Origin of the sequence: Streptomyces sp. NBC_00388 (assembly GCF_036061255.1) — a bacterium.
Classification (GTDB): Bacteria; Actinomycetota; Actinomycetes; order Streptomycetales; family Streptomycetaceae; genus Streptomyces.
This window is the reverse complement of the sequence record NZ_CP107948.1, coordinates 6,675,595-6,695,316: the sequence shown is the minus strand read 5'-3', so window position 1 is coordinate 6,695,316 and position 19,722 is coordinate 6,675,595. Positions and strand designations below refer to the sequence as shown.

At 72.9% G+C, this 19,722-nt stretch carries 14 protein-coding genes; 5 read left to right on the top strand and 9 right to left on the bottom strand.

Annotated elements, in window-relative coordinates:
* Positions 1 to 356: 356 nt before the first annotated feature.
* Positions 357 to 872 (top strand): lytic polysaccharide monooxygenase auxiliary activity family 9 protein, encoded by a 516-nt coding sequence (locus OG917_RS29750; RefSeq protein WP_328321433.1) that lies wholly within the window; start codon positions 357 to 359, stop codon positions 870 to 872.
* A 172-nt stretch (positions 873 to 1,044) separates the two neighbouring features.
* Positions 1,045 to 1,770, top strand: coding sequence for a chitinase (locus OG917_RS29745; RefSeq protein WP_328321431.1), 726 nt, complete (start codon positions 1,045 to 1,047; stop codon positions 1,768 to 1,770).
* On the opposite strand, the gene OG917_RS29740 is transcribed toward OG917_RS29745, so the two are convergent.
* Positions 1,760 to 3,802, bottom strand: a complete 2,043-nt coding sequence (locus tag OG917_RS29740) for a hypothetical protein (protein WP_328321429.1) — start codon at positions 3,800 to 3,802, stop codon at positions 1,760 to 1,762. The two genes, OG917_RS29745 and OG917_RS29740, sit on opposite strands and share 11 nt — an antisense overlap.
* A gap of 208 nt (positions 3,803 to 4,010) precedes the next feature.
* Positions 4,011 to 5,837, bottom strand: coding sequence for an RICIN domain-containing protein (locus OG917_RS29735; protein WP_328321427.1), 1,827 nt, complete (start codon positions 5,835 to 5,837; stop codon positions 4,011 to 4,013).
* 286 nt (positions 5,838 to 6,123) lie between these two features.
* Between OG917_RS29735 and OG917_RS29730 the strand changes: the two genes are divergently transcribed.
* The gene (locus tag OG917_RS29730) at positions 6,124 to 7,374 is read left to right on the top strand and encodes an ROK family transcriptional regulator (RefSeq protein WP_328321425.1); all 1,251 of its coding nucleotides are present in this window, start codon (positions 6,124 to 6,126) and stop codon (positions 7,372 to 7,374) included.
* A gap of 42 nt (positions 7,375 to 7,416) precedes the next feature.
* On the opposite strand, the gene OG917_RS29725 is transcribed toward OG917_RS29730, so the two are convergent.
* Positions 7,417 to 7,986: a PadR family transcriptional regulator gene (locus tag OG917_RS29725; RefSeq protein ID WP_328321423.1), complete on the bottom strand. Its 570-nt coding sequence runs from the start codon at positions 7,984 to 7,986 to the stop codon at positions 7,417 to 7,419.
* 85 nt (positions 7,987 to 8,071) lie between these two features.
* Between OG917_RS29725 and OG917_RS29720 the strand changes: the two genes are divergently transcribed.
* On the top strand, positions 8,072 to 8,503 hold the full coding sequence (locus OG917_RS29720; RefSeq protein WP_328321421.1) for a nuclear transport factor 2 family protein: 432 nt from the start codon (positions 8,072 to 8,074) through the stop codon (positions 8,501 to 8,503).
* A gap of 65 nt (positions 8,504 to 8,568) precedes the next feature.
* On the opposite strand, the gene OG917_RS29715 is transcribed toward OG917_RS29720, so the two are convergent.
* On the bottom strand, positions 8,569 to 9,909 hold the full coding sequence (locus OG917_RS29715) for an amidohydrolase (protein WP_328321419.1): 1,341 nt from the start codon (positions 9,907 to 9,909) through the stop codon (positions 8,569 to 8,571).
* A gap of 301 nt (positions 9,910 to 10,210) precedes the next feature.
* On the opposite strand from OG917_RS29715, the gene OG917_RS29710 reads away from it, so the two are divergent.
* Positions 10,211 to 10,381: a thiazolylpeptide-type bacteriocin gene (locus tag OG917_RS29710; protein ID WP_328321417.1), complete on the top strand. Its 171-nt coding sequence runs from the start codon at positions 10,211 to 10,213 to the stop codon at positions 10,379 to 10,381.
* A gap of 170 nt (positions 10,382 to 10,551) precedes the next feature.
* On the opposite strand, the gene OG917_RS29705 is transcribed toward OG917_RS29710, so the two are convergent.
* The 5 genes from OG917_RS29705 to OG917_RS29685 are packed head-to-tail and all read right to left on the bottom strand — an operon-like array spanning position 10,552 to position 19,679.
* Positions 10,552 to 12,504 carry a TOMM precursor leader peptide-binding protein gene (locus OG917_RS29705; RefSeq protein ID WP_328321415.1) on the bottom strand — a complete coding sequence of 651 codons (1,953 nt, stop codon included), beginning with the start codon at positions 12,502 to 12,504 and terminating at the stop codon, positions 10,552 to 10,554.
* The gene (locus OG917_RS29700; RefSeq protein WP_328321413.1) at positions 12,501 to 13,253 is read right to left on the bottom strand and encodes an ABC transporter permease; all 753 of its coding nucleotides are present in this window, start codon (positions 13,251 to 13,253) and stop codon (positions 12,501 to 12,503) included. Before OG917_RS29700 ends, OG917_RS29705 begins: the two co-directional genes overlap by 4 nt.
* Positions 13,250 to 15,616: an ATP-binding cassette domain-containing protein gene (locus tag OG917_RS30685; RefSeq protein WP_443059041.1), complete on the bottom strand. Its 2,367-nt coding sequence runs from the start codon at positions 15,614 to 15,616 to the stop codon at positions 13,250 to 13,252. The genes OG917_RS29700 and OG917_RS30685 overlap by 4 nt, the downstream gene beginning before the upstream one ends.
* A complete protein-coding gene (locus OG917_RS29690) occupies positions 15,613 to 16,803 on the bottom strand; it encodes a lantibiotic dehydratase C-terminal domain-containing protein (RefSeq protein WP_328321411.1) in 1,191 nt (396 codons plus the stop codon). The genes OG917_RS30685 and OG917_RS29690 overlap by 4 nt, the downstream gene beginning before the upstream one ends.
* Complete coding sequence (locus tag OG917_RS29685) at positions 16,800 to 19,679, bottom strand: lantibiotic dehydratase (protein ID WP_443059040.1); 2,880 nt, start codon at positions 19,677 to 19,679, stop codon at positions 16,800 to 16,802. Before OG917_RS29685 ends, OG917_RS29690 begins: the two co-directional genes overlap by 4 nt.
* Positions 19,680 to 19,722: the final 43 nt, after the last annotated feature.

Sequence of the window (19,722 nt, the reverse complement as noted above, 5' to 3'; positions counted from 1 at the left end):
TACGACGTGCACCGGTCCAGCAGCGCAAGCCGTGGCGGGCGACCGGGTGCAGGTCCGGCCGGCCGGGCCGGATTCCGCCCCTCCGCGCACCCCCGCCCGCGCGCCCGCCGCGGTACCCGGGGAGCCCCCGCACACCCCCTCTTGACGCGGACACGTCGAGCTGAAATGGTCTGGACCAACCGGGTGGAGGCCACGGATGCCACGACCGCATCACTCGGTTCCCTCCGGTACGGAGGTGGTCCCCACCGCCCTCCCTTCGCGCCTCTCGGCCCCACCCGCGAGAGGCCGGCCTGCCCGCAGCGGTGTCCCCCCACGGACCCGCCGCATGCAGGAAGACCTGATGTGAAGGAGTTCTCATGCACGCGAAAAGGAAGACAGCCGCGATTCTCGGCGCGATCCTGGCGCCGGTACTCGCCCTCAGCCTGCCCGTCGGATCCGCCAGCGCGCACGGCTACATCTCCTCGCCTCCCAGCAGGCAGGCGCAGTGCGCGGCCCACACCGTCAGCTGCGGCGCCATCACCTACGAGCCGCAGAGCGTCGAGGGCCCCAAGGGCCTGCAGAGCTGCAGTGGCGGCAACTCCCAGTACGCCGAGCTCGACGACGACTCCAAGGGCTGGGCCGTCACACCGGTGTCCTCCACCACGGATTTCCAGTGGACCCTGACCGCGCAGCACGCCACCAGCACCTGGCAGTACTTCGTCGGCGGGCAGAAGATCGCCGAGTTCGACGACCATGGCGCCAAGCCCGGCGCGACCGTCACCCACTCGGTGAACTTCGGCAGCCTGAAGGGCAAGCAGAAGGTCCTCGCCGTATGGAACATCGCGGACACCAGTAACGCCTTCTACACGTGCATCGACGTGAACGTCGGCTGACACGCGTACCGCACCGGCGCCGTACGTCCGGTCGCGCGCAGCGGGCCCCTGCCCGGGACAGGCCGGGGGCCCGCTGTGCGCCGGCGGCGCAGCGCCGGGTCCCGCACCTCCATGGCAGCCGGGGCGCTCCCGCCGGGACCCGCCCCACCCCACGGACGAGGAGTGGCAGAGAATGTTCCGACGACGAGGCCTGCGCGGCTTACTGGCTCCCCTGCTGGCGCTGGCGTGCCTGGGAGCCGTGGCGCCCGCGGCGAGTGCGCACGAGGGGCGGCGGTCCGCGCCCTTCGTCGTGAGCGAGAGTCAGTTCGAGCGGATGTTCCCCGAGCGGGACCCCTTCTTCACCTACGACGGGCTGATCGAGGCCACGCATTCCTACCCGCGGTTCGCCCGGACGGGGGATCTGCTCGTACGGCGGCAGGAGGCCGCGGCGTTCCTCGCCCAGGTGAGCCATGAGACGGGCGGACTCCTCTACAAGGTCGCCCAGGACAAGTCGACCTACCCGGTCTTCTGCGACACGACCCAGCCGTACGGCTGCCCCGCCGGGCAGGACGCGTACTACGGACGCGGCGCGATCATGCTGAGCTGGAACTTCAACTACAAGGCCGCAGGTGACGCCCTCGGGCTCGACCTGCTGGACGACCCGTGGCTGGTCGAAGAGGATCCGGCCGTCGCCTGGGCCACCGCGCTCTGGTACTGGAACACCCAGGACGGGCCCGGCACCATGACCGGCCACCAGGCCATGGTCCGCCACGCGGGGTTCGGCGAGACCATCCGGAGCCTCAACGGCACCGCGGAGTGCGACGGCGGCGATCCCGCCAGGATGCAGCACCGCGTCGACCTCTACCTGCGGTTCACCCGCGTCCTGCACACCCCTCCGGGCCGGCGGGTCACCTGCTGACGCGCGGCGGCGCACCGTCGCGCAGGTCGCCGGCCGCCTCGACGAGGAGCCAGCCTCGGGGCGGCAGGTCCTGGCCCAGCGTCAGGGCCCCGGCGACCGAGGTGATCATCGCGGCGGGCGCGGGTTCGGCGAGCGGGGCGAGCAGCGTCGCGTAGGTACGCGCCGGGCTGCGCGGCAGGCTGATCCGGGGGCGGACCGGGTCGGCGCTGCCGTTCGTGACGGCGAGCTGCCAGCCATGACCGGTGCGCGCCAGACGCGGGATCAGATACGGACCGCCGCTCACCAGGGGCAGCCCCGGCCCGTCACCCTCCAGATGGCGCACCATCGCGTGCAGCAGCCGCCGGCCGTCGTTGTCGTGGGGCAGCAGCTCCGGAGCGGTGGCGGCGAGGACCCCCACCCGGCCGCCGAGCTCGTTGGTGAAGACGCAGCGGCCCGGACCCCAGGGGCGCAGGTCCGGGGTGAGGATCGTGGTCCAGACGTCGGCGCCCCCGGCGGGGTCCAGCCGGGCAAGCGCAGGTTGCAGGTTGACGCTCAGATGGATGTCGTCACCGGCCGCTTCGGCCGGCGGGGCCGGAGCGCATTCCAGGGAGTACGGGCCGGGCGCGGACGGCGCATGCCGGTCGGCGAGCTCGGTGACGGTGACTCCGAGCAGCGCCCCGAATCCCCGCTCGGTCAGCACCTGCGCGGCGACGCCGTCGACGAGGAGCCCCCCGGAGAGCATCCGCCGCAGTGCCGCGTCGTCGAACGCCCGGGCCGCCTGGCCGAACAGCGCCCGTACCGGCGCGTCCTCGGCTGTCACCGGCACCCCGTAACGCAGCAGGAAGTCCGCGGTGGGCCCCGGATCGACCGTCAGATCCGCCAGGTTCCCCGGCTGCGCCGTGTGCGCGTGTGCCGGGGCGTCCGGGTGGAAGGGCAGCCCCACACCGTACGTACCCAGCTCGCCGTGGTGACGGTCGGCCACGTGGTCGAGTGCGGGGCGGGACCGCCGCAGCAGGGCGGCGACGCCCGGGAAACGCTGGGCCCGGCCGGACTGGACGGGCAGGACGTTGAGCAGCAGGGCGTCCGCACCGCAGAGCTGTGCGGTCACCATCTCGGACCAGGTCTGGGTGTCGGACTTGGACCAGGTGGTGTGCGGCCAGTTCTCGATCTCCGGTTCGGTGCTCACGCGAGGAGGCCGCAGACTCCGCTGGTGGTCCAACGTCCATAGGGAACCGCTCAGTTCCCGGCCGGACGTGTCGCTGTAGGGCGCGAAGTGCGGCCGGTGCACCACTTCGCCGCCGATCGAGAGCGCGTCGAACAGGGCCGGCCAGTCGCGGCCCTCGACCGCGTGCACCGCTGGGCCCGAGCTCATCAGGCCCAGCCGGGAGCGGCCTGCCGAGTGCTTCTCGACGGCCTCTGCCACCAGGGCGGCGACTTCGAGCTGGGCGGTGCGCCACGTTCCGCGCAGCAGGCCGCGCCAGGGGTGGGGGGTGCCCGGCGCCGTCACCGCGGCCACCACCTCCTCGCGCGTCACGGGTGCGCCGACCAGCTCCGCGAGCCGGTCCAGCATGGGTGGTTCGAATCCGCCTCCCCATTCCAGCGGCGCGTGGTTGTGGTAGCGGAAGTCGTCCTCCAGCCACAGGACGCGGAAGTCGAGCTCGGCGAAACGGGCGTAGTGCGCGGCGATCCAGGTGCGCCAGCGCGGACAGGCGAACGACGCCTGGCCTGCGGCGGTCTGCCCGTCGGGCCCCACCATGGGGGCGAAACCGTGCCGGTCCCGGCGTCCGCGGTCGGCGTGCCCCGCGGTCACCCACGGGTTGAGGCTGACGTCGAGACCGGCGTCGCGCAGGATCCCGGCCGCGGTGGCAGCCGTTTCGTACAGCCGGTCCTCCTCGGCGCCGTCGGGGTGGCCGTTGTGGAACTCCTCGGCCGCGAGCAGCAGTACGACCTCGTCGACACCCGAGAGCCGGCAGAACCCGGCGAGTTCGGCAGCCTGCCGGGCGGCGGCCGGTGTGGGGTGGATGTGGAACCTGAGGTGGTACCGGGCGGGCACGTGGGGCCTCCATGGTGCGCTGTCGGCGGTGAAGGCCCCAGGCGCTCTGCGTAGTGACGTACTGATTCGGTGGCGGGATGTCCGCCGCCCCGGGCGGCGGCGCCGCACTGCCGTCGTCCGGCCTGAGGCGCGGCAGACGGCAGTGCGGCGTAATCCGGGGTCCTGCCCCGCCGGTCTTCGCGGACCCGCGAGGACCGGCGGGGCAGGGTCAGCGGGCGGAGCCCGCAGCGGTCAGCGTGAGGGTCTGCTCCGCCGCGCTGCGTCCACCGCCCACCGGGCCACCGGTGGTGTCGGTCCACGCCCGGGTGGGCGTGGTCTCGGCCAGGCGGTTGCCGGCGGCCGACAGACCGAGCACGAGTCCGCTGTAGCGGTTCACCAGACGGTAGGTGCCGGTGGACTTGCCGCCCACGGTGGTGTTCTTGATGACGAACCACTGCTGCCCGACGCCCGGTCCGCCGGCCGGCGCGTCGGTCGCACGGGGCTTGGCCCCCCAGGCGCGCCCGCTGTCGGACTTCGCGTCCACACCCAGGAGTTGGTGGGTGGCCGCGTTGGTGATGCGGTAGGAGCCGTCACCGCCGGGGGTGAAGATCCAGTGGCCGAGAGCCGAACCGGCCGCCGGGGCCCGGGATGTGGTCGCGGTGCTGCCCCGGACCTGGGTGAGGGCCCGGCCGGCGTCTCCGGCGATGGTGTAGCTCTTGCCCGGGGTGACGGGAGCCGCGGGGGCGCCCGTGTCGACGACGGTGTTGTAGTACTCCCCGTCGGCCCCTCCGGAGCAGGAGAACGAGCAGTACGAGCGGAACGACTTGCCGACGATGGTGGAGCCGGTCTTGTTCGCCGAGTCGAGGAACCAGCGGTACCAGGAGCCGCTCAGGTAGTCGCCGGAGTCCCCGATGAGCCGCCACTTCTGGGTGGCGAGGTTGTCGGTGACGTAGAACCGCTGCGGCTCACTGCCGTCCTGGTTGATGGCCTCGGGCTGGCCTATGTACACACCCAGGTAGGCGTCGTAGGCGATGTTCATGGTGAGCAGGTCGGACTTGGCGGGAAGCTTCCCGTTGGCCCGCTGCTCCTGGACGTTGCCCGGGTTGGCCGGGCTGTAGTCGTTCGCGACGGGCGTGTAGCCGGTGGTGTGGTCCGCGTCGACCGGCTCCAGGTTGCTCTCCAGCCCACCGGTCCCCGGCTGGGACCAGGAGCCGTTGTACCACTTCTTCCAGGAACCGGGCGCCATCTTCGCCGACATGGGAGCGCGGGCGACGTGGGAGAGGCTCCCGTCGGTCCATCCCCCGGAGACACCGCCCTTCGGGAGGACGCGGGAGTTGTAGTAGACGTAGAAGTAGCCGGACGCGGTGTCCACGAACAGGCGCGCGTCACCGTCGCCGTAGTCGTAGGTGTCGTGGGGGAAGGCCTTGGTGTCGCCGCGCTGGGTGCTGTACGGCGAGGTCAGCACGTGGTCCTTGATGGTCCAGGTCTTGCCCTGGTCCTTGGACACGGTGTAGTCGATCGCGTCGTAGTGCAGCCCGTCGCCGAAGGGCTGCGGGCTGAACTCGTTGTGGACCAGGCCGTACCAGTCACCGCTGTCGGGGTCCACCCACACCCCCATCAGGTCGCAGTAGTTCTTCTGCGCGTAGCTGGAGTTGCCGGGGGCGTAGGTGGCCGAACGCCCGGTCGGGCTGTTGTTGCACCGCCAGGTGGTGTCGTTGTTGCGGTCCTTGGCGTTGGCCGGGTTGACCGCGTCACTGAGCGCGGAGGAGCGGGTCGCCGAGTCGAAGTCCTTGCCGGCGTAGAACGACCAGGTGCGGGAGTCGTCCGCCCCGTACAGGGAGTGGGCCGACTGGTAGTAGAACGCGCCGTTCTTGTCGGTGTACGTGGCGGCCGGGCTGTCGTCCGGGTTGGTCCAGGAACCCTTGGAGCCGATGGAGACGGTGTACGCGGGGCCGGGCGACTGGGCCGACGCCGGGGCGGTGGCGAGTGCGCCGGTCAGGACCACGGCGACGGCGGCGAGCACACCGGCGGTCTTCGTTCTGAAGCGGACTGACACAGATACTCCTCTCCTGCCCGGGCCCGGCCGCCTGTCGGAGACGCGTGGGGCCCAGGACTGCGGGACGTCCGGCGGCACAGGGCTGGCCATGCCGGCGGGCTGGGGGTGGGGGTGCGGGGTTCACAACGGTGCAGGAATTAGTTTGAATAAAATCTGAACTAATAGAAGACTGTCAAGGCTCCCGGCCGGGATCGCCCCGCAACCGGCGCCCCTGGCTGCGGGCTTGCCATCATGGGGGCGCCGGGATTCCACGCCCGCACAGCCCCCGCCCAGAGATGAGGACGCAGTGACCGACCTTCGTGCGATGACGTCGTCGTACGCCCGGCCCGCCCGCCCCCGGGACCGGGGGTCCATCCGGCCCGCCAACCTCGGCGTGGTGCTGCGGATCCTGCGCGACGCCGGTCCCCGCTCCCGCGCGCAGATCGCCACCGACACCGGGCTGCCCAAGCCGACCGTCACCACGCTCGTCGCCGAGCTCGTCGCAGCGGGCCTGATCCGCGAAGGACCCGCGCAGCGCGAAGGCGCTGTGGGCCGTCCCGGCACCCTGGTCCGGATCGACGGCGGCGACCTCTGCGGCATCGGCCTGGAGGTCAGCACCAGTTACGTCCAGGTGCTCGCACTCACGCTGAGCGGGGACAGCGTCTACGAGCACCGCGTCGCCGTCGCGGTCGCCGAGGCCGGCGCGGAAGAGGTCCTGGACCTGACCGCGCGAGAGATCCAGGCCTGCCTCACCGCCATCGACGGCGACGGAATCCGTCCGGTCGGCCTCACCCTCGCCCTTCCCGGCGTCATCGACTCCGCGTCCGGAACGGTCGACTACGCACCCGCCATCGGCTGGCGCGGGGTGGCCGTGGCAGACGGGCTCCGCCGGCGCCTCGACCGGCCGGTACCCGGTCTCGTCCTGGAGAACGACGCGAAGCTCGCCGCCGTCGCCGAGCACGTCCAGGTGCAGGGGTCGGACGTGCACGACATGGTGTGCATCACCGGCGAACGCGGCATCGGCGCCGGCATCATCAGCGACGGCCGGCTGTTGCGCGGGGCCACCGGCTTCGCCGGCGAAGTCGGCCACATGCCCCTGGACCCGCAGCGCCGCCCCTGCGTCTGCGGGCGGCGCGGATGCTGGGAGGTGATGGTCGGCCTGGACGCGATCCTGCGGCAGGCCGGCGCCGGCGGCGACGACCCGGTCCTCGACCCTGCCATCGAACTGGAAGCCCGGCTCGGCGAGTTGCGCCGGCGCGCCCTGGACGGGGACGGGCGCACCCGCGAGGCCCTGGAGCAGGTCGCGGAGGACCTCGGCCTGGGCCTCGCCCTGCTGGCCGACGTACTCAATCCGCGCGTCGTGGTGCTGGGCGGATACTTCACCCACATCGGCGACCTCATGCTGGACCGCGTACGGGAGGTCGTCCGTGAACGGGTGATGGCGTCGGACGCCGGCAGGTGCGAAGTGCGGCTCTCCGAGCTGGGTTTCGCCGCCGCAGCCCGGGGCGGCGCGTATCTCGCGCTCGACGCGGTCTACCAGGACCCGGGGGCGGTCTGAGGCGGCTGCCGTCAGGGCGTCCAGGGGTGCGGCGCCCGGTGTTCACCGCTGTTCGTGAGCCGTCCGCCTCTCCCGCAGGACGGCCGAGATCCGCAGACACCAGTCCCGGTTCCCCTCTTCGAAGGCGAGACCGCGCAGGCACGTCAGGTACGGGCCGATCCGTTCACCCCCGAGCAGGAAAGCGTCCTCGTCCGTGTCGCCCCGCATCTGCGCCAGCAGCTTGCCGAAGAGCTCGATCCGCGCTCCGGCGGCGGAGGCCCGCTCCTCCAGCTGCTCGATCACCGGCTCGATACCGATGTGGTCGGCTGCCTGGACCTTCACGAGCAGATCGTCACGGATGAACGAGGGCTTGGACACGGCAGCCGCGAACTCCTCCAGCTCGGCGAGACCGGCGTCGGTGACCCGGAAAAGCCGTTTGTTGGGCCGGGTCTCCTGGACCACCTGCCGACCGGAGACCAGTCCTTCCCTCTCCAGCCTGGTCAGCTCGGCGTACAGCTGCTGGGGCAGGGCGTACCAGAAGTTCGCGACGCCGACGTCGAACGCCTTGGCCAGCTGGTATCCGCTGTACTCGCCGTCCAGCAGCGCCGCCAGCACGGCATGTCGCAAAGCCATCGGGGGAGGCCTTCCCTTCCGTCGTCCGCCCTTGCATGATACTCAAGAAAATGACTAGTCACATTCTTGAGTATCAGGAGGGGTCATGGAGACTGCCGAACGCTTCCGCGCCGCCGTGGAGAAGCGCGATCTCGCAGCGCTGGAGGGCCTGTTCACCGAGGACATCCGCCTCTACAGCCCGGTCAAGTTCACCCCGTTCGAGGGCAAGGGCATGGTGCTGGGGCTCTTCGGTGTCCTGCTGCGCACCTTCGAGGACTTCCGCTACACCGGCGACTTCGAGGGGGCAGCCGAGACCAGCGCCGACGGCCAGGAGGCACCGTCGGCGATCCTCGTCTTCCGGGCCACCGTGCGCGGCAAGGAGATCCACGGCATCGACCTGCTCCAGTTCGACGAGGCTGGCCTCATCAAGGAGTTCACCGTGATGGTCCGCCCGCAGTCCGCGGTGCACGCCCTGGGGCAGGCGGTACTCGACGGCCTGGTCACCGACGGCCTCGTCCCCCGGCCGGACGGCAGCTGAGGCGGCGCGTGGCGCCGCCCTCGCCGGGTACGGCCGGCAGGCCGGGCCACCCGTAGGCCGGGACCTCAGCAGGCCGGGGCCGTCAGCTGGGACAGGGCTGCCGTCGCGAATGCGGCCGTTCCGGTCTCCAGGGTGAGGCGGACGCTGGGAAGGTAGCGGGAGGAGTGGTTGCCGGGCAGGCCGCGGAGCTTCTCGGCGGCCCGGGCGCCGGGGGCGGCCGCCCACTGCGCGGGGCCGACGGTTCCGAGCATCCAGTAGCCGCCGCGGATGCCGGGGCGTCCGTGAAGGTGGGCGCCGGCGCCGGTGAGGAGCGGGAAGTCCTCCGTGGCCGAGGTGGCGGGCCAGCCGGTGACGCGGGAGCGTCCGAAGGCGGCCACGTGGGCGGTGCGTACGACGGCTGAGACGTCCGCGTCGGCGAGAGTGACCCCGGAGCGGGACGTCTCCGTGCAGGTGACCCGCGGCGGCAGGGCCGCGGAACCCGCCTCGGCCCGGGCCACCCGCTCCACGGCCGCAGCGGCCCGGTCGAGGGCTGCCTCGGAGAAGGCGCGGACGGTGACGCGCAGCACGGCCCGCGAGGCGATCATGTTCCCGGTCCGCCCCGCGTCCGGGGTCCGCAGCGAGGAGGCGGTGACGACCAGTCGCTCGGCCGGGTCGGTCTCGCGGGCCACGACGGCGGAGAGCCGCGTCACCACACCGGCGGCGGCGAGCAGGGGGTCGGCGGTGAGGTGCGGGGTGGCGGCGTGGCCGCCGTCTCCCTCGAAGCACACCTCCAGCGTCAGGCTGCCGGCCAGAACCGGTCCTTCGGCGTGCGCCACCATGCCGCCGGGGAAGGATGCCGTGTGCTGCGCGAGGACGACGTCGGGCGGGGTCACGCGTTCGTACAGGCCGTCCTCCAGCATGGCCCGGGCACCGGTCAGGGTCTCCTCGGCGGGCTGCCCGACGACGAGCAGGGTGCCGCGCCAGCTGTCCCGCCGGGCCGCCAGCCAGCGAGCGGCGGCCGCCGCACAGGCCAGGTGCACATCGTGACCGCAGGCGTGCATCACCGGGACGGGCCGCCCGTCCGGTCCGGGGGCGGTCGCGGTACTGGCGTAGGGAGCACCGGTCCGCTCGGCCACGGGCAGGGCGTCGAGTTCGGCGCGCAGGAGGACGGCCGGGCCTTCGCCGTTGGCGAGTTCGGCGGCGACGCCGTGACCGCCGACGCCGCGCAGCACGCGGAAGCCGTCGGCCCCCAGCCAGTCCGCGAAGCGGGCGGCGGTACGGCGCTCGGCGCCGGAGAGTTCGGGATGCCGGTGCAGGTCGAGATAGAACTCGGCGGCGGACGGCAGCAGGACGGCCAGTCCGGGTAGCGGGTGCGGGGCGCGGTCGGCGTCCGTGATGGTGGCGGGTCTGTCGTGGTCTCTGGTCACGGGCGGGACTCCTCAGTTGTCGGCCGGATGCGCATCGACGGTGGGGATCGTCGAGTTCCTTGCGAAGTCGCCTGCACGGGTGGTGAGTTGGCAGACGCAGTGGCGAGTGGGGCCTCGGTGGAGCTGCCGGGGACCGGCGGATGCGGGGGTGTCAGCGGAGTGACAGCGGAGAGCCAGGGGGCTGACGCCGCAGGCGCGTAGAAAGGTGGAGCCCGAGGCCCCGGCCTCCGGCAGGTTCAGCGCTTCACCGGTCACGACCGTCCCGGTCGGCAGCCGGTCCTCGGACTCACAAGGAGACATCATGGCCGACACCCTCGCCTCCCTCGCCCAGGAGATCCTTGACCTCGAGTCGGAGACGTTCGAGATCACCGACTACTCGGACGCCAGCGAGGTCATGCTGGGCTCCTCCACCAGCTGCTCCTCCACGAGCACCTGCTCCAGCACCACCAGCACCACCTCCTGCACCGCCTGACGTCCGACGCCGGGTTCGACGGTCCCCGGCGCGCGTGTGCGCGCCGGGGACCGTCCACGTCCGGAAGGGGTGTCCGGTGGGGATCCGACGGGCACCGGGGCGCCGGGGCCCGTGGAGGAGCAGGGCCCGGACGGCCACGGGTGCGGGTGCGGGTGCGGGTGCGGCCACCGTCACGGGAACGGGTGCGGCACCCGGCGCAGATCCTCCTCCCGCAGAGGGGCCGGGACCAGACCGGCCCGGTGAGGCGCGGTCCGCAGACGCGGCATGTGCAGGGCGCGCTGGCGCAGCCAGCCGAAGTCGATCGGCAGCAGTCCGGGGGCGAGAGTGGCCACCGTACGCAGCCCCATCCGGCGCTGCTCCGGCGTCGTCTGGTCGACGGCGATGACGTCGCACCCAGCGCCGCCGAGCAGGTCGCACAGGAGCAGCAGGTCGTCGCGGAGGTCCCCGGTACGCGGCCGGCGTTCCTCCCAGTCGGCGAACAGGCGTGTGAGCGAGCCGGTACGGGGTGGAGCGAGATAGCTGGCGGCGTGCCGGCGCATGGCGGGCAACCCGAACAGCGCCGCGTGGTCCGGCAGGCGGGTGACGAGGTCGAAGTCCGCCGCCATGGCGGCGAGTTCGTCCGGTCGTTCGGCGACCTGGCCGGGCAGGTGGGGGAGGTAGGTGAGGATCTCGGACACGGCGCCCTCCACGGCCGTCTCCGGGTCGAAGGAGGCGGCAGCCGCGAACGCCAGTGTGCCCGGCCCGTCGTCACGGCGGACGGCGAGGCCGGTGGCCACGGGCACCGGGAGGTCCACACGGTTGTCGAAGACATGGACGTCGTAGCCCTGGAGCGCGGCCCGTGCCACCATCGCCCGCACCTTCGGGCCGCGTACCGAGTCCAGGTCGATCTCGGGCAGGGGCAGGCCGCCGTACCAGCCGAGCAGGAAGGCGTCCCGTTCGATGAGTTCCAGGAGCCCGAAGAACACGGCCTCCTCCCATGTCCCGCCGGTGGCGCAGCCGTTGGAGCACTCGAAGACGAAGTTGTCCTCACGGGTCCCCGCGCTGTAGTACACGAGCCTGGCCGGGACCAGCACCGGCCGCTCGTCGCGCAGTGACCAGCCACTGACCCAGGGCAGCGGCCGGGCCGGGTCGAAGGGCTCGACCATCGGATCCTCGGCGTAGGTGCGGGGTCCGTAGAGGCCGCACAGACGCGGGTCGAGGGCCCGGTCGCCGAGTTCGTCGAGGGAGGCGGTGACGACGGGGGCACGGTGGCGGCGGTGGGTGCCCGCGTACCGTTCCAGACCTTCCAGGAATGCCAGGTCGCGGCTGTTCGCATAGGAGTTGGCCTGGCCGCTCCAGGTGACGTCGGTGAGTCCGGCGTAGCCGCGCATGAAGACGCTGCCGGCGACCGGGGCGGTCGTGGGCGAGGTGACGTCGATCCAGGTGCCACCGCCGAGCACCCCGCACACCGGGTTGGCGAGGCCGAGGACCGGCAGGGGGTAGTCGGCGGGGCCACGCAGCCGGTAGGCGTCGGGGCTCGGCTTCGGGCGGGAGGACGGCGGCGCCGGGGCGGCCTCCGCGGCAGCCTCCCGAGTGGCATCCTCGGTGAACGGACGGCAGTGCGGGCACATCGGTTCGGGCACCAGCGGGAAGGTGCGCACCCGGAGGGTCTCCAGGTCGAGTTCGGTGATCCGCGGGAGTGCGGCGTCGGGGCCCGGCGGGGTGTGGCGTGCGGCGCCGGTGGCGGTGAGGCGGTGCAGGGACCACACGGCGTCCACGGTGTGGTCCGGCAGGACGGGCCACCGGCCGGCCGCGGTGGTCTCCGTGCCGGTCTCCAGTGCCTCGCGTTCGGTCCGGGTGCGCAGCCGCTGACGGCGCATGGCCAGGCAGGTTCCACAGGCGGGACCGGCGTCGGGCGCACCGCCCCAGGGGCCGAACAGGACAGCCTGGGCCGTGAGATGGACGACGGCCGAGCGCGGCGTCGCGTGGTCCGTGCGGCCGAGCACGTTGGCGTCGCCCATGCGGGAGACGGCCGGTGCGGGCAGGCCGGTCGCCGCGGCGCGGACCGCGAGGCGGGACTGGAGGTCCGCGCGGGCGCCCTCCAGGGTGGACACGGCCGGTGCGGGGGCGGTGAGAGGGGTCATGGCCGGTTGCTCCAGCGGAAGATCCGGGTCGCGACGACTCCGAAGACCAGGGCGAACACCGCGAGTCCTGCGCAGTCCACGGCGATGTCACCGAGGTCACCCCGTCCGCCGTAGGCGTCGGTGAGACCGTCGTTGAGGTAGTGCAGCGGCAGCACCTTGGCGACGGTGCGCAGCCAGCCCGGCATGAGGTCGTCGGGGAAGAACGAGCCGGAGAGGAAGGCCATGGGCACCATCACGATGTTGGCGATGGCCGCGACCGCCTCTGGGGTGTTGGCGACGCTGCCGACGACCAGGCCCATCGAGAGGAACGCGGTGACGCCCAGCACCAGCAGCGGAACCGCCGCCCACCAGGGCCCACTGATCCGGAGGCCGAAGAACGGAAGCAGGGCGACGACGGTGAAGAGCACCGTCTGCACGAGAGCGATGACCAGCGCCACGGTCCAGCGTGAGGCGAGCAGGGTGCGCAGCCGGGTCGGGGTCCGCCAGATGAGGCGGAGCAGGTCGTCCCGGCGCCACTGCATCAGGGCGAAGCCGACGGAGAACACCGCCGCGTTGCCCACACCCCAGGAGAGCACGCCCGGGGCGATGTAGTTGATGGACGACAGTCCGCCGTCGACGTGCTGGCCCTGGAAGATCAGGCCGAAGAGGACCAGGAAGGCGAGCGGGAAGGCGAAGGTGAAGAAGAGGGTCGTCTTGTCGCGCACGCTCGCGACGTAAGTGGCCCTGGTCAGTGCGGCGTAGGCGCTCAACGGTGGTGCTCCGATCCAGTGCCGGTCAGTGCCAGATAGGCGTCTTCGAGGGTGGGCGTGCGGACGCTGACCGTGTCGATGTCCACCAGGTCACCGAGGGCGGGCAGGACGCGGTTGGGGGCGGTCGTCTCCAGCGCGAGGTCGTCGCCCTGGAGAGTGACCCGGTCCACGCCGTCCAGCGCGAGCACCGTCTCGCGGGCGAGCCCCGCGGCGGGGACGAGCAGCCGGGTGGGGGCGGCGAGGGAGCGGATGAGGTTGCGGGGCGTGTCGAGGGCGGCGACCCGGCCGCCGGCGATGATCGCCACCCGGTCGCAGAGCGCCTCGGCCTCCTCCAGGTAGTGGGTCGTGTAGATGATCGTCCGCCCTTCCGCGCGCAACGAGCGCAGAACGGCCCACAGTTCGCGCCGGGCTTCCGGGTCGAGGGCCGCCGTCGGCTCGTCCAGGAAGACGAGTTCGGGTTCGTGCAGCAGCACGGTTGCGACGGCGAGGCGCTGGCGCTGACCGCCGGAGAGGTGGTCGACGCGGGCGTTCTCCTTCTCGGTGAGGCTGACGCGCTCCAGCGCGGTGGTCGCGGCGGCCGGGTCCATGCCGTAGAGCGCGGCGACGGTGCGCAGGTGCTCGCCGGCGGTGAGCCGGGCGAAGAACGCCGACGCCTGCGTCTGCACCCCGATCCGGGCCAGCAGCGCGGTGTCGCGCGGCCAGGGGCTCTGCCCGAAGACCGTCACGGTGCCGGAGTCGGCCTCGCGCATGCCCCCGGCGATCTCCACCAGGGTGGTCTTGCCGGCGCCGTTGGGGCCGAGGATGCCGAAGAACTCGCCGCGCCGTACGTCGAGGCCGACTCCGTCCAGAGCGGTCACCTCTCCGTACCGCTTGGTGACGCCGTTCAGGGCGATGACCGTCTCGGTGGAGGTCTCGCCGGGGACGGTTTCGGTGGTGCTTTCGGGTGTGCTCATCGCCTCAATCCCAGGGTGGTTCCGTGGGCTCGGAACGCCTGGGAGCGGTCCGGTGCCCGCCGCCGGGGCGGGGTGCCCCGGCGTAGCGGTGGGGGGTGCGGGACTGGTGCCGGAGGGCTTCGTGGCGGCTGTGGCACCTCCGCGGGTCGGCGTGGCGGGCGTGGGCCCGCCGGTCGCGGGAGGCACGGTGCGCCGGGAGCGGCCGAACGAGCCGAGGGCCCACAGCAGCAGGACGACGGCGAGCAGGCCGACCGGCGACCACCAGGCCAGGGTGGCGAGGTCGTCCGGCAGGACCGTGCGCAGCGCGGCTCCGCACAGGGCGAGGAGCGCGGCGCTCTGCACGGCGGTCAGCACGGCGAAGCCTCCGTACAGGACCTGTAGTCGGGGCGGGTACGCGGCGAGGCCGGGGCCCCGGCGGAACAGGGCGCGGACCGCGATGCCCGCGAAGTCACGGCTGCCGGAGGCGAGTCGGGTGACACCGAGGGCGTGGCCGAGGGCCCGGTAACCGTCGAGCGGCGGCAGCGGCAGCAGGTTGGCCAGTGCGGCGACCACCCCGAGAAGGAGCAGCGCGCCGAGCGCGGGGCGGGCCTGGGCGTGTGCGGGCAGCAGGGCCCACACCGGATAGAACGGCACCAGGAAGAGCAGGTTGGCGAGGGCTCCGGCACACGCGGTGGCGACCTTGCGGCCCCGGCTGCCGAGGAACTGCACATCGTCCACCGTGCAGTAGAGGTAGGTGGCGCCGAGGATCCAGCGCAGCCCGATCTCGGCGACACGGCCGCCCCAGGCCCGTGCGAAGAGACCGTGGGCGAGTTCGTGGAGGGCGAGGCTGCACCACAGGACGCAGCCGACGGCGAGCAGCAGCGCGGGCTGCCGCGCCGTCTCCTCGGTCTGCCGCCACAGTGTGCCGCTCTGGACGAGGACGGCGACGAGCAGCGCGACGGCCGCCGCGACGAGGAGGGTCCGGGCGACGGGCCGCCGGGCGGGGGCGGTGACCCGGTGCAGCCGGTCCATGAGCGCGGGCGCGTCGGCGACCATCCGGGTCCGCCCGGAGAGGATGCCGCTCGGCGGGCGGTCGGCGGCCTGCGTGGCGGGACGCACGGAGGGCGCGGCCGCTGCGGGACCGCTGTCGAGGAGGTCCCGGCCGTGCAGCAGCCGGAGCATCTGCCCCCACTGCGCCTCGCCGAGGCGGGCGCCGAACTCACCCGCGTACGCGTGGCCGATCTCGTCGAGGCTACGACTGCCGTCGAGCCGGGCGATGATGAAGTGCTCCTTGGGACCGAACTCCAGGCGCCGTCCGGTACGCGGGTCCATCAGCAGATGGATGCGGTCACTGCCGCGCAGCAGGCTGGGGCCGAACACGACGTCGCCCCGCACGCGCGGCCGGGCGGCGAGGAACGCGCCGGCGCTCACCCCTCGCCCCCTGCCCCCCGGCCGCCCGCCCGCGCGCCCGCGCCGTCCGGCGCACCGCCGGCGCCGGGCCCGCCGGTGTCCGCGGCTCCCGCACCCAGGGTTGCGCCGTCGCGCAGGGCGCGGGCCAGGACGTAGGAGAGGAACGCCTCGTCGCGGATGGTCGCGCTCAGCCGATTGTTGGTCATGTGCATGTACGGCGAGAGCAGCATGGGCAGCGCGTGGGCGGGGTCGCTGGTCCGGATGTCGCGGCTGCCGTCCCACGCACGGAAGGCCAGTTCGCCTCGCAGGGTCAACTCCGTTGCCCGGTCCCGCAGTTCGGCGCAGTGCTCGGCCCAGCCCCGCAGGAACGCCGGGAGCCGCTCCGGCTCGCCCCGGGACACCGCGTCCCGGATGCCGCGGAAGCGCCCGGGGAGGCTCGCGCCCATCGCGGCGTAGGCGCTGTCGTAGCCCTCGGTCGCGGTGTAGTTCGTTCCGTCGAACGCCTGGTCCCAGAAGGCGTGATAGCGGTCGAGGAAGGCGAGCAGGGCCTCGTCACCCTGGAGGAACGTGCCGGACATGACCATCATCAGCTGGGCGGAGAGCCCGAGCAGCACGGTGCGCAGGTGCAGGTTCATGCTGCGCGCGGCTTCGATGACCAGGTCGCTGGAGTGCTGGAAGTGCCACTCGGCGAGCGAGACACCGCCGGGGCCGCCGTACTTGCCGTACTCGGGCTCGTAGGGGCGGTCCTCGAAGGAGTTGTTGGGGCGCAGCCGCATCCGCCCGTCGTCGCCGACGAACTGCGCGCGCTGCTCCCCCGTGTACTCCAGGGTGAACAGCGTCTCGTACAGCTCGGCGAGGAATCCGGCCTTCACCTCGTACAGCGCCGGGCGTTCGCGCAGGAAGGCGGCGAGGGCCGCGTGCGTCCGCTCCCGGACGACAGGGGCGCCGGCGGCCCGCCGCGGGCGCAGACGCAGGCGCAGATGTGGGCCTTCCAGCCAGTAGTTGATGAAGAAGTACCCGTCGAGCAGGCCCTCTTGGGTGAGGTCGTCCACCAGCGGCTTGACGCACTGCAGGAGCAGCGGGCGGGGGCTGGCGGCGTAGAAGACATGCACGGCCAGCCACTCGCCGGGCGCGTCACCGGCAGGAATGGCGTGCGCCTCGTCGGCATGTGTGGCGCCGGTGGCTGAGGAAGCGGTGGGTGCGGTCATCGGGTTCGGTCCTCTTCGCGCAGGCCGGCGGGGCGGGGCAGCATCTCTACGGCGAGTTCGGCGACGTGCCGCCCGCGGGGTGAGGTCACGTGGAGTTCACTCTCGCCGGGCAGCATCTCCTCGAATACGGTGCGGGCCCGTTTGCCGGCCAGGAGGCCTTCGAGGGCGATGAGGGAGAGCGGGCTCTCGAAGTCGACGTACTGCGGCTTGGAGCCGCCGAACCAGCCGCCGTCCTCGCCGGAGGCCTCCTCGTGGACGGTGGCGAATACCCGGGCGGGCAGCCCGTGCCGGACGCGCCAGCGGTACCAGGCCAGGTACCACTCGCCGTCGGTGGCGTCGGGAGCGTGCGGCGGGAGGCTGCCGTCGGCCGCCGTCCATGAGCGCCGCTGGAGCACGAGGGAGTGGTGGCGGACCCGGGGCCGCCGGGTGACACCCGCGTCCTGCGGCCCGGTCGGCACCCCGCGCCACACGTCCGGCACGGACCGGGCGGTCGGCGAGAACAGCAGCAGGGTACGGGGAATCTCGGGCAGCACCATCGGGACGAGGTAGCCGAGGTAGAGCGGGACGACCTCGCGGTCCAGGCGGCGCGAGCGCAGCACGAGCCGGTCGGTGTCCGCGTCGTGCACGGCGTGGAGGTCCTCCAGGTACAGCCGGGCGTCCTCGGGTGCGGTGCTGTGCTCACCGGGGCAGACGATCTCGTAGTCGGTGAGACGGCCGTGGAGGTTGAGGTTGGTGGTGGCGGCACCGGCGGTGATCTCCGCGAAGACCGCCCCGGGAGGCAGCAGCCGGCGCAGTTCCGCGCGCAGCGCGCCCGTCAGGCCGGCGGTCTCGGCCGGGCCGGTGCCGCCCTTCGGACCGGAGGTGTCCGTCGGGCCGGAGGTGTCCGTCGGGCCGGAGGTGTCCGTCGGGCCGGTCGTGACCGCGCCGTCGAAGCAGTGGGTGAAGCGGGTGAAGGGGAAGCACAGGCCGCCGAAGGAGTCGTTGAGCACGACCAGCGGATCGCCTTCCCGACGGGCCAGCTGGAGGAAGTGACTGTGCGGCTGGAAGGCAGGCGTGGCGGCGCCCAGCGCTTCGGCCACCTCGTCCACGACAGCGTCGTCGAGGGTGAACTCCTGTGCGTCCGCGGGCATTTCCTCCCAGCTCTCGCGCATGCGGGTGCTGAGGGCCGCGCGCGCCCGGTCGATCGCGGTGATCTCCGGCATGCCGAGCCAGTTCTCCTCCGGGGCGTGGCTGCCGTCCGGGAGACGGTCGTCCTTGGCCGCGGTGAACTGGAGGTACTGCCGGAAGATGTCCTCGTGGAAGTCGTGGACCAGGCGCAGCAGGTCCGGGCAGTGTCCGCCGCGACCGAAGCGGGCAAGGAAGAAGCCCTTGAGGGTGAGCCGCTGGGGCAGCGCCACGTCGAAGGCGGGCAGCACCCGGCCGATCGAGCGGAGCGGTGCGGCGGCGAGCGCGGTCCACTCGGCGAGGCCGGCGGTGGTGGTGCCGGCGGACACGTCCTCGTAGACCAGGGTCCGCGGTAGTACCGGCCGCTCGGCGCCGAGGTCGGCCTGGAGGCCGAGGAGGTCGGCGCGCAGCGCCTTGAGCAGGACGCGGCGGCCGGGGACGTCCTCACACGGGTACCGGGCCAGGATATCGGCAGGTCCATCCAGGCGGTCGGCGAGTTCGCCGGCCCAGGGACGTTCGAGTGCGCGCAACGAGCCCTGGAAGGCGCGCAACGGATCGCGATCGTGAACGCCCGTGTCGAGACTCGGCAGTTGGAGCATGCCGAGGTCGAGCAGGGCGGTGAGATAGCGTCCCGCGGCCTCGTCGTCGGCGCCGGTGGTGGTGGCCAGCCAGGCTGCCAGGTCACCGTGGCGGAGGGTGCCGTCACGGTCCCGCAGCAGGGTGAGCATGCCGTCCAGCGTGCCCCGGCGGCGCAGGAAGAGGAGGCGGTCCTGGGCGGCGTCGAAGCTGACCGTGGCACTGTCGTCGCCCGCGGTGACGGCCCGCTGGACGTAGCGGACCCGGTCGTCGTCCAGTTTCCATCCGGAGGCGAGGGCCACCGGCAGGTCGGCGCGGCGCCGCGGGTCGGCGGCGATGAGTTCGACGATCCGGGTGAGCGCGACGACGTTGAGCCGGCAGTGCCCGGTCCAGTCGTCACCGACCCGGGTGGCAGCCGGTGCGCCGTCCTCGCCCGCCGTCTCGAACCCGCCGAGGGCGACGCCGGTGAGGGTGCTGAAGGGGCTGGTCTTGCACGCGGTGCGGTAGACGTAGGAGAGCAGGGAGCGCTCCATCTTGCGGGCCCGCTTGCCGGGTACGGGAGCGGTGTCGGCGGCGAACGCGTCGAGCCGCTCCTCCACGGTGGGCGAGGCGAGCAGCAGTCCCTGGCGCAGCCGTTCGTCCCGGGCGAGTTCGCGCAGGGCGGTGCGGGTGCGGGCGAGCCCGGCCCCGAGGACGGTCTCGCCCTCGGCGCGCAGGGCGGCCCAGCGGGTGCGGGCGTCGAGCCAGGCCGCGAGGTCGGCTCCGGCGCCGCCGCCGATACCGGCGGCCAGGGCCCGGGCCGCGTCCAGGTCGTTCGGCAGGCGGTTGTTGAAGACGCTGCGGCGCAGCGCGAGCAGGCGGCGGCGCAGCGCGGCGTCCTCGGTGGCGCCGACGACGACGGACAGCGGGTCGCTGAGCGCAGCGCCGAGAGCGGCGATCCGGTCGTCCTCGGCGGCGGCCCGAACAGCCCAGTCGGCCGCCTCCGGTGCGCGCAGGGCGGCGACGGTGTCGACCGGCAGGCCCGCGACGCGCAGCATGAAGCGGCCGTGCAGGTCCGCCTCCGCGGGCTCGCCGCCGGGGCCGGTATGCCGGGCCGGGCTGGTGGCGCTGGTGGCGCTGGTGGCGGTGGGGCTCACGCCCTCCCCCTTTCGTGTGGGGTGTGCTGCGGTCTGCCGGAGG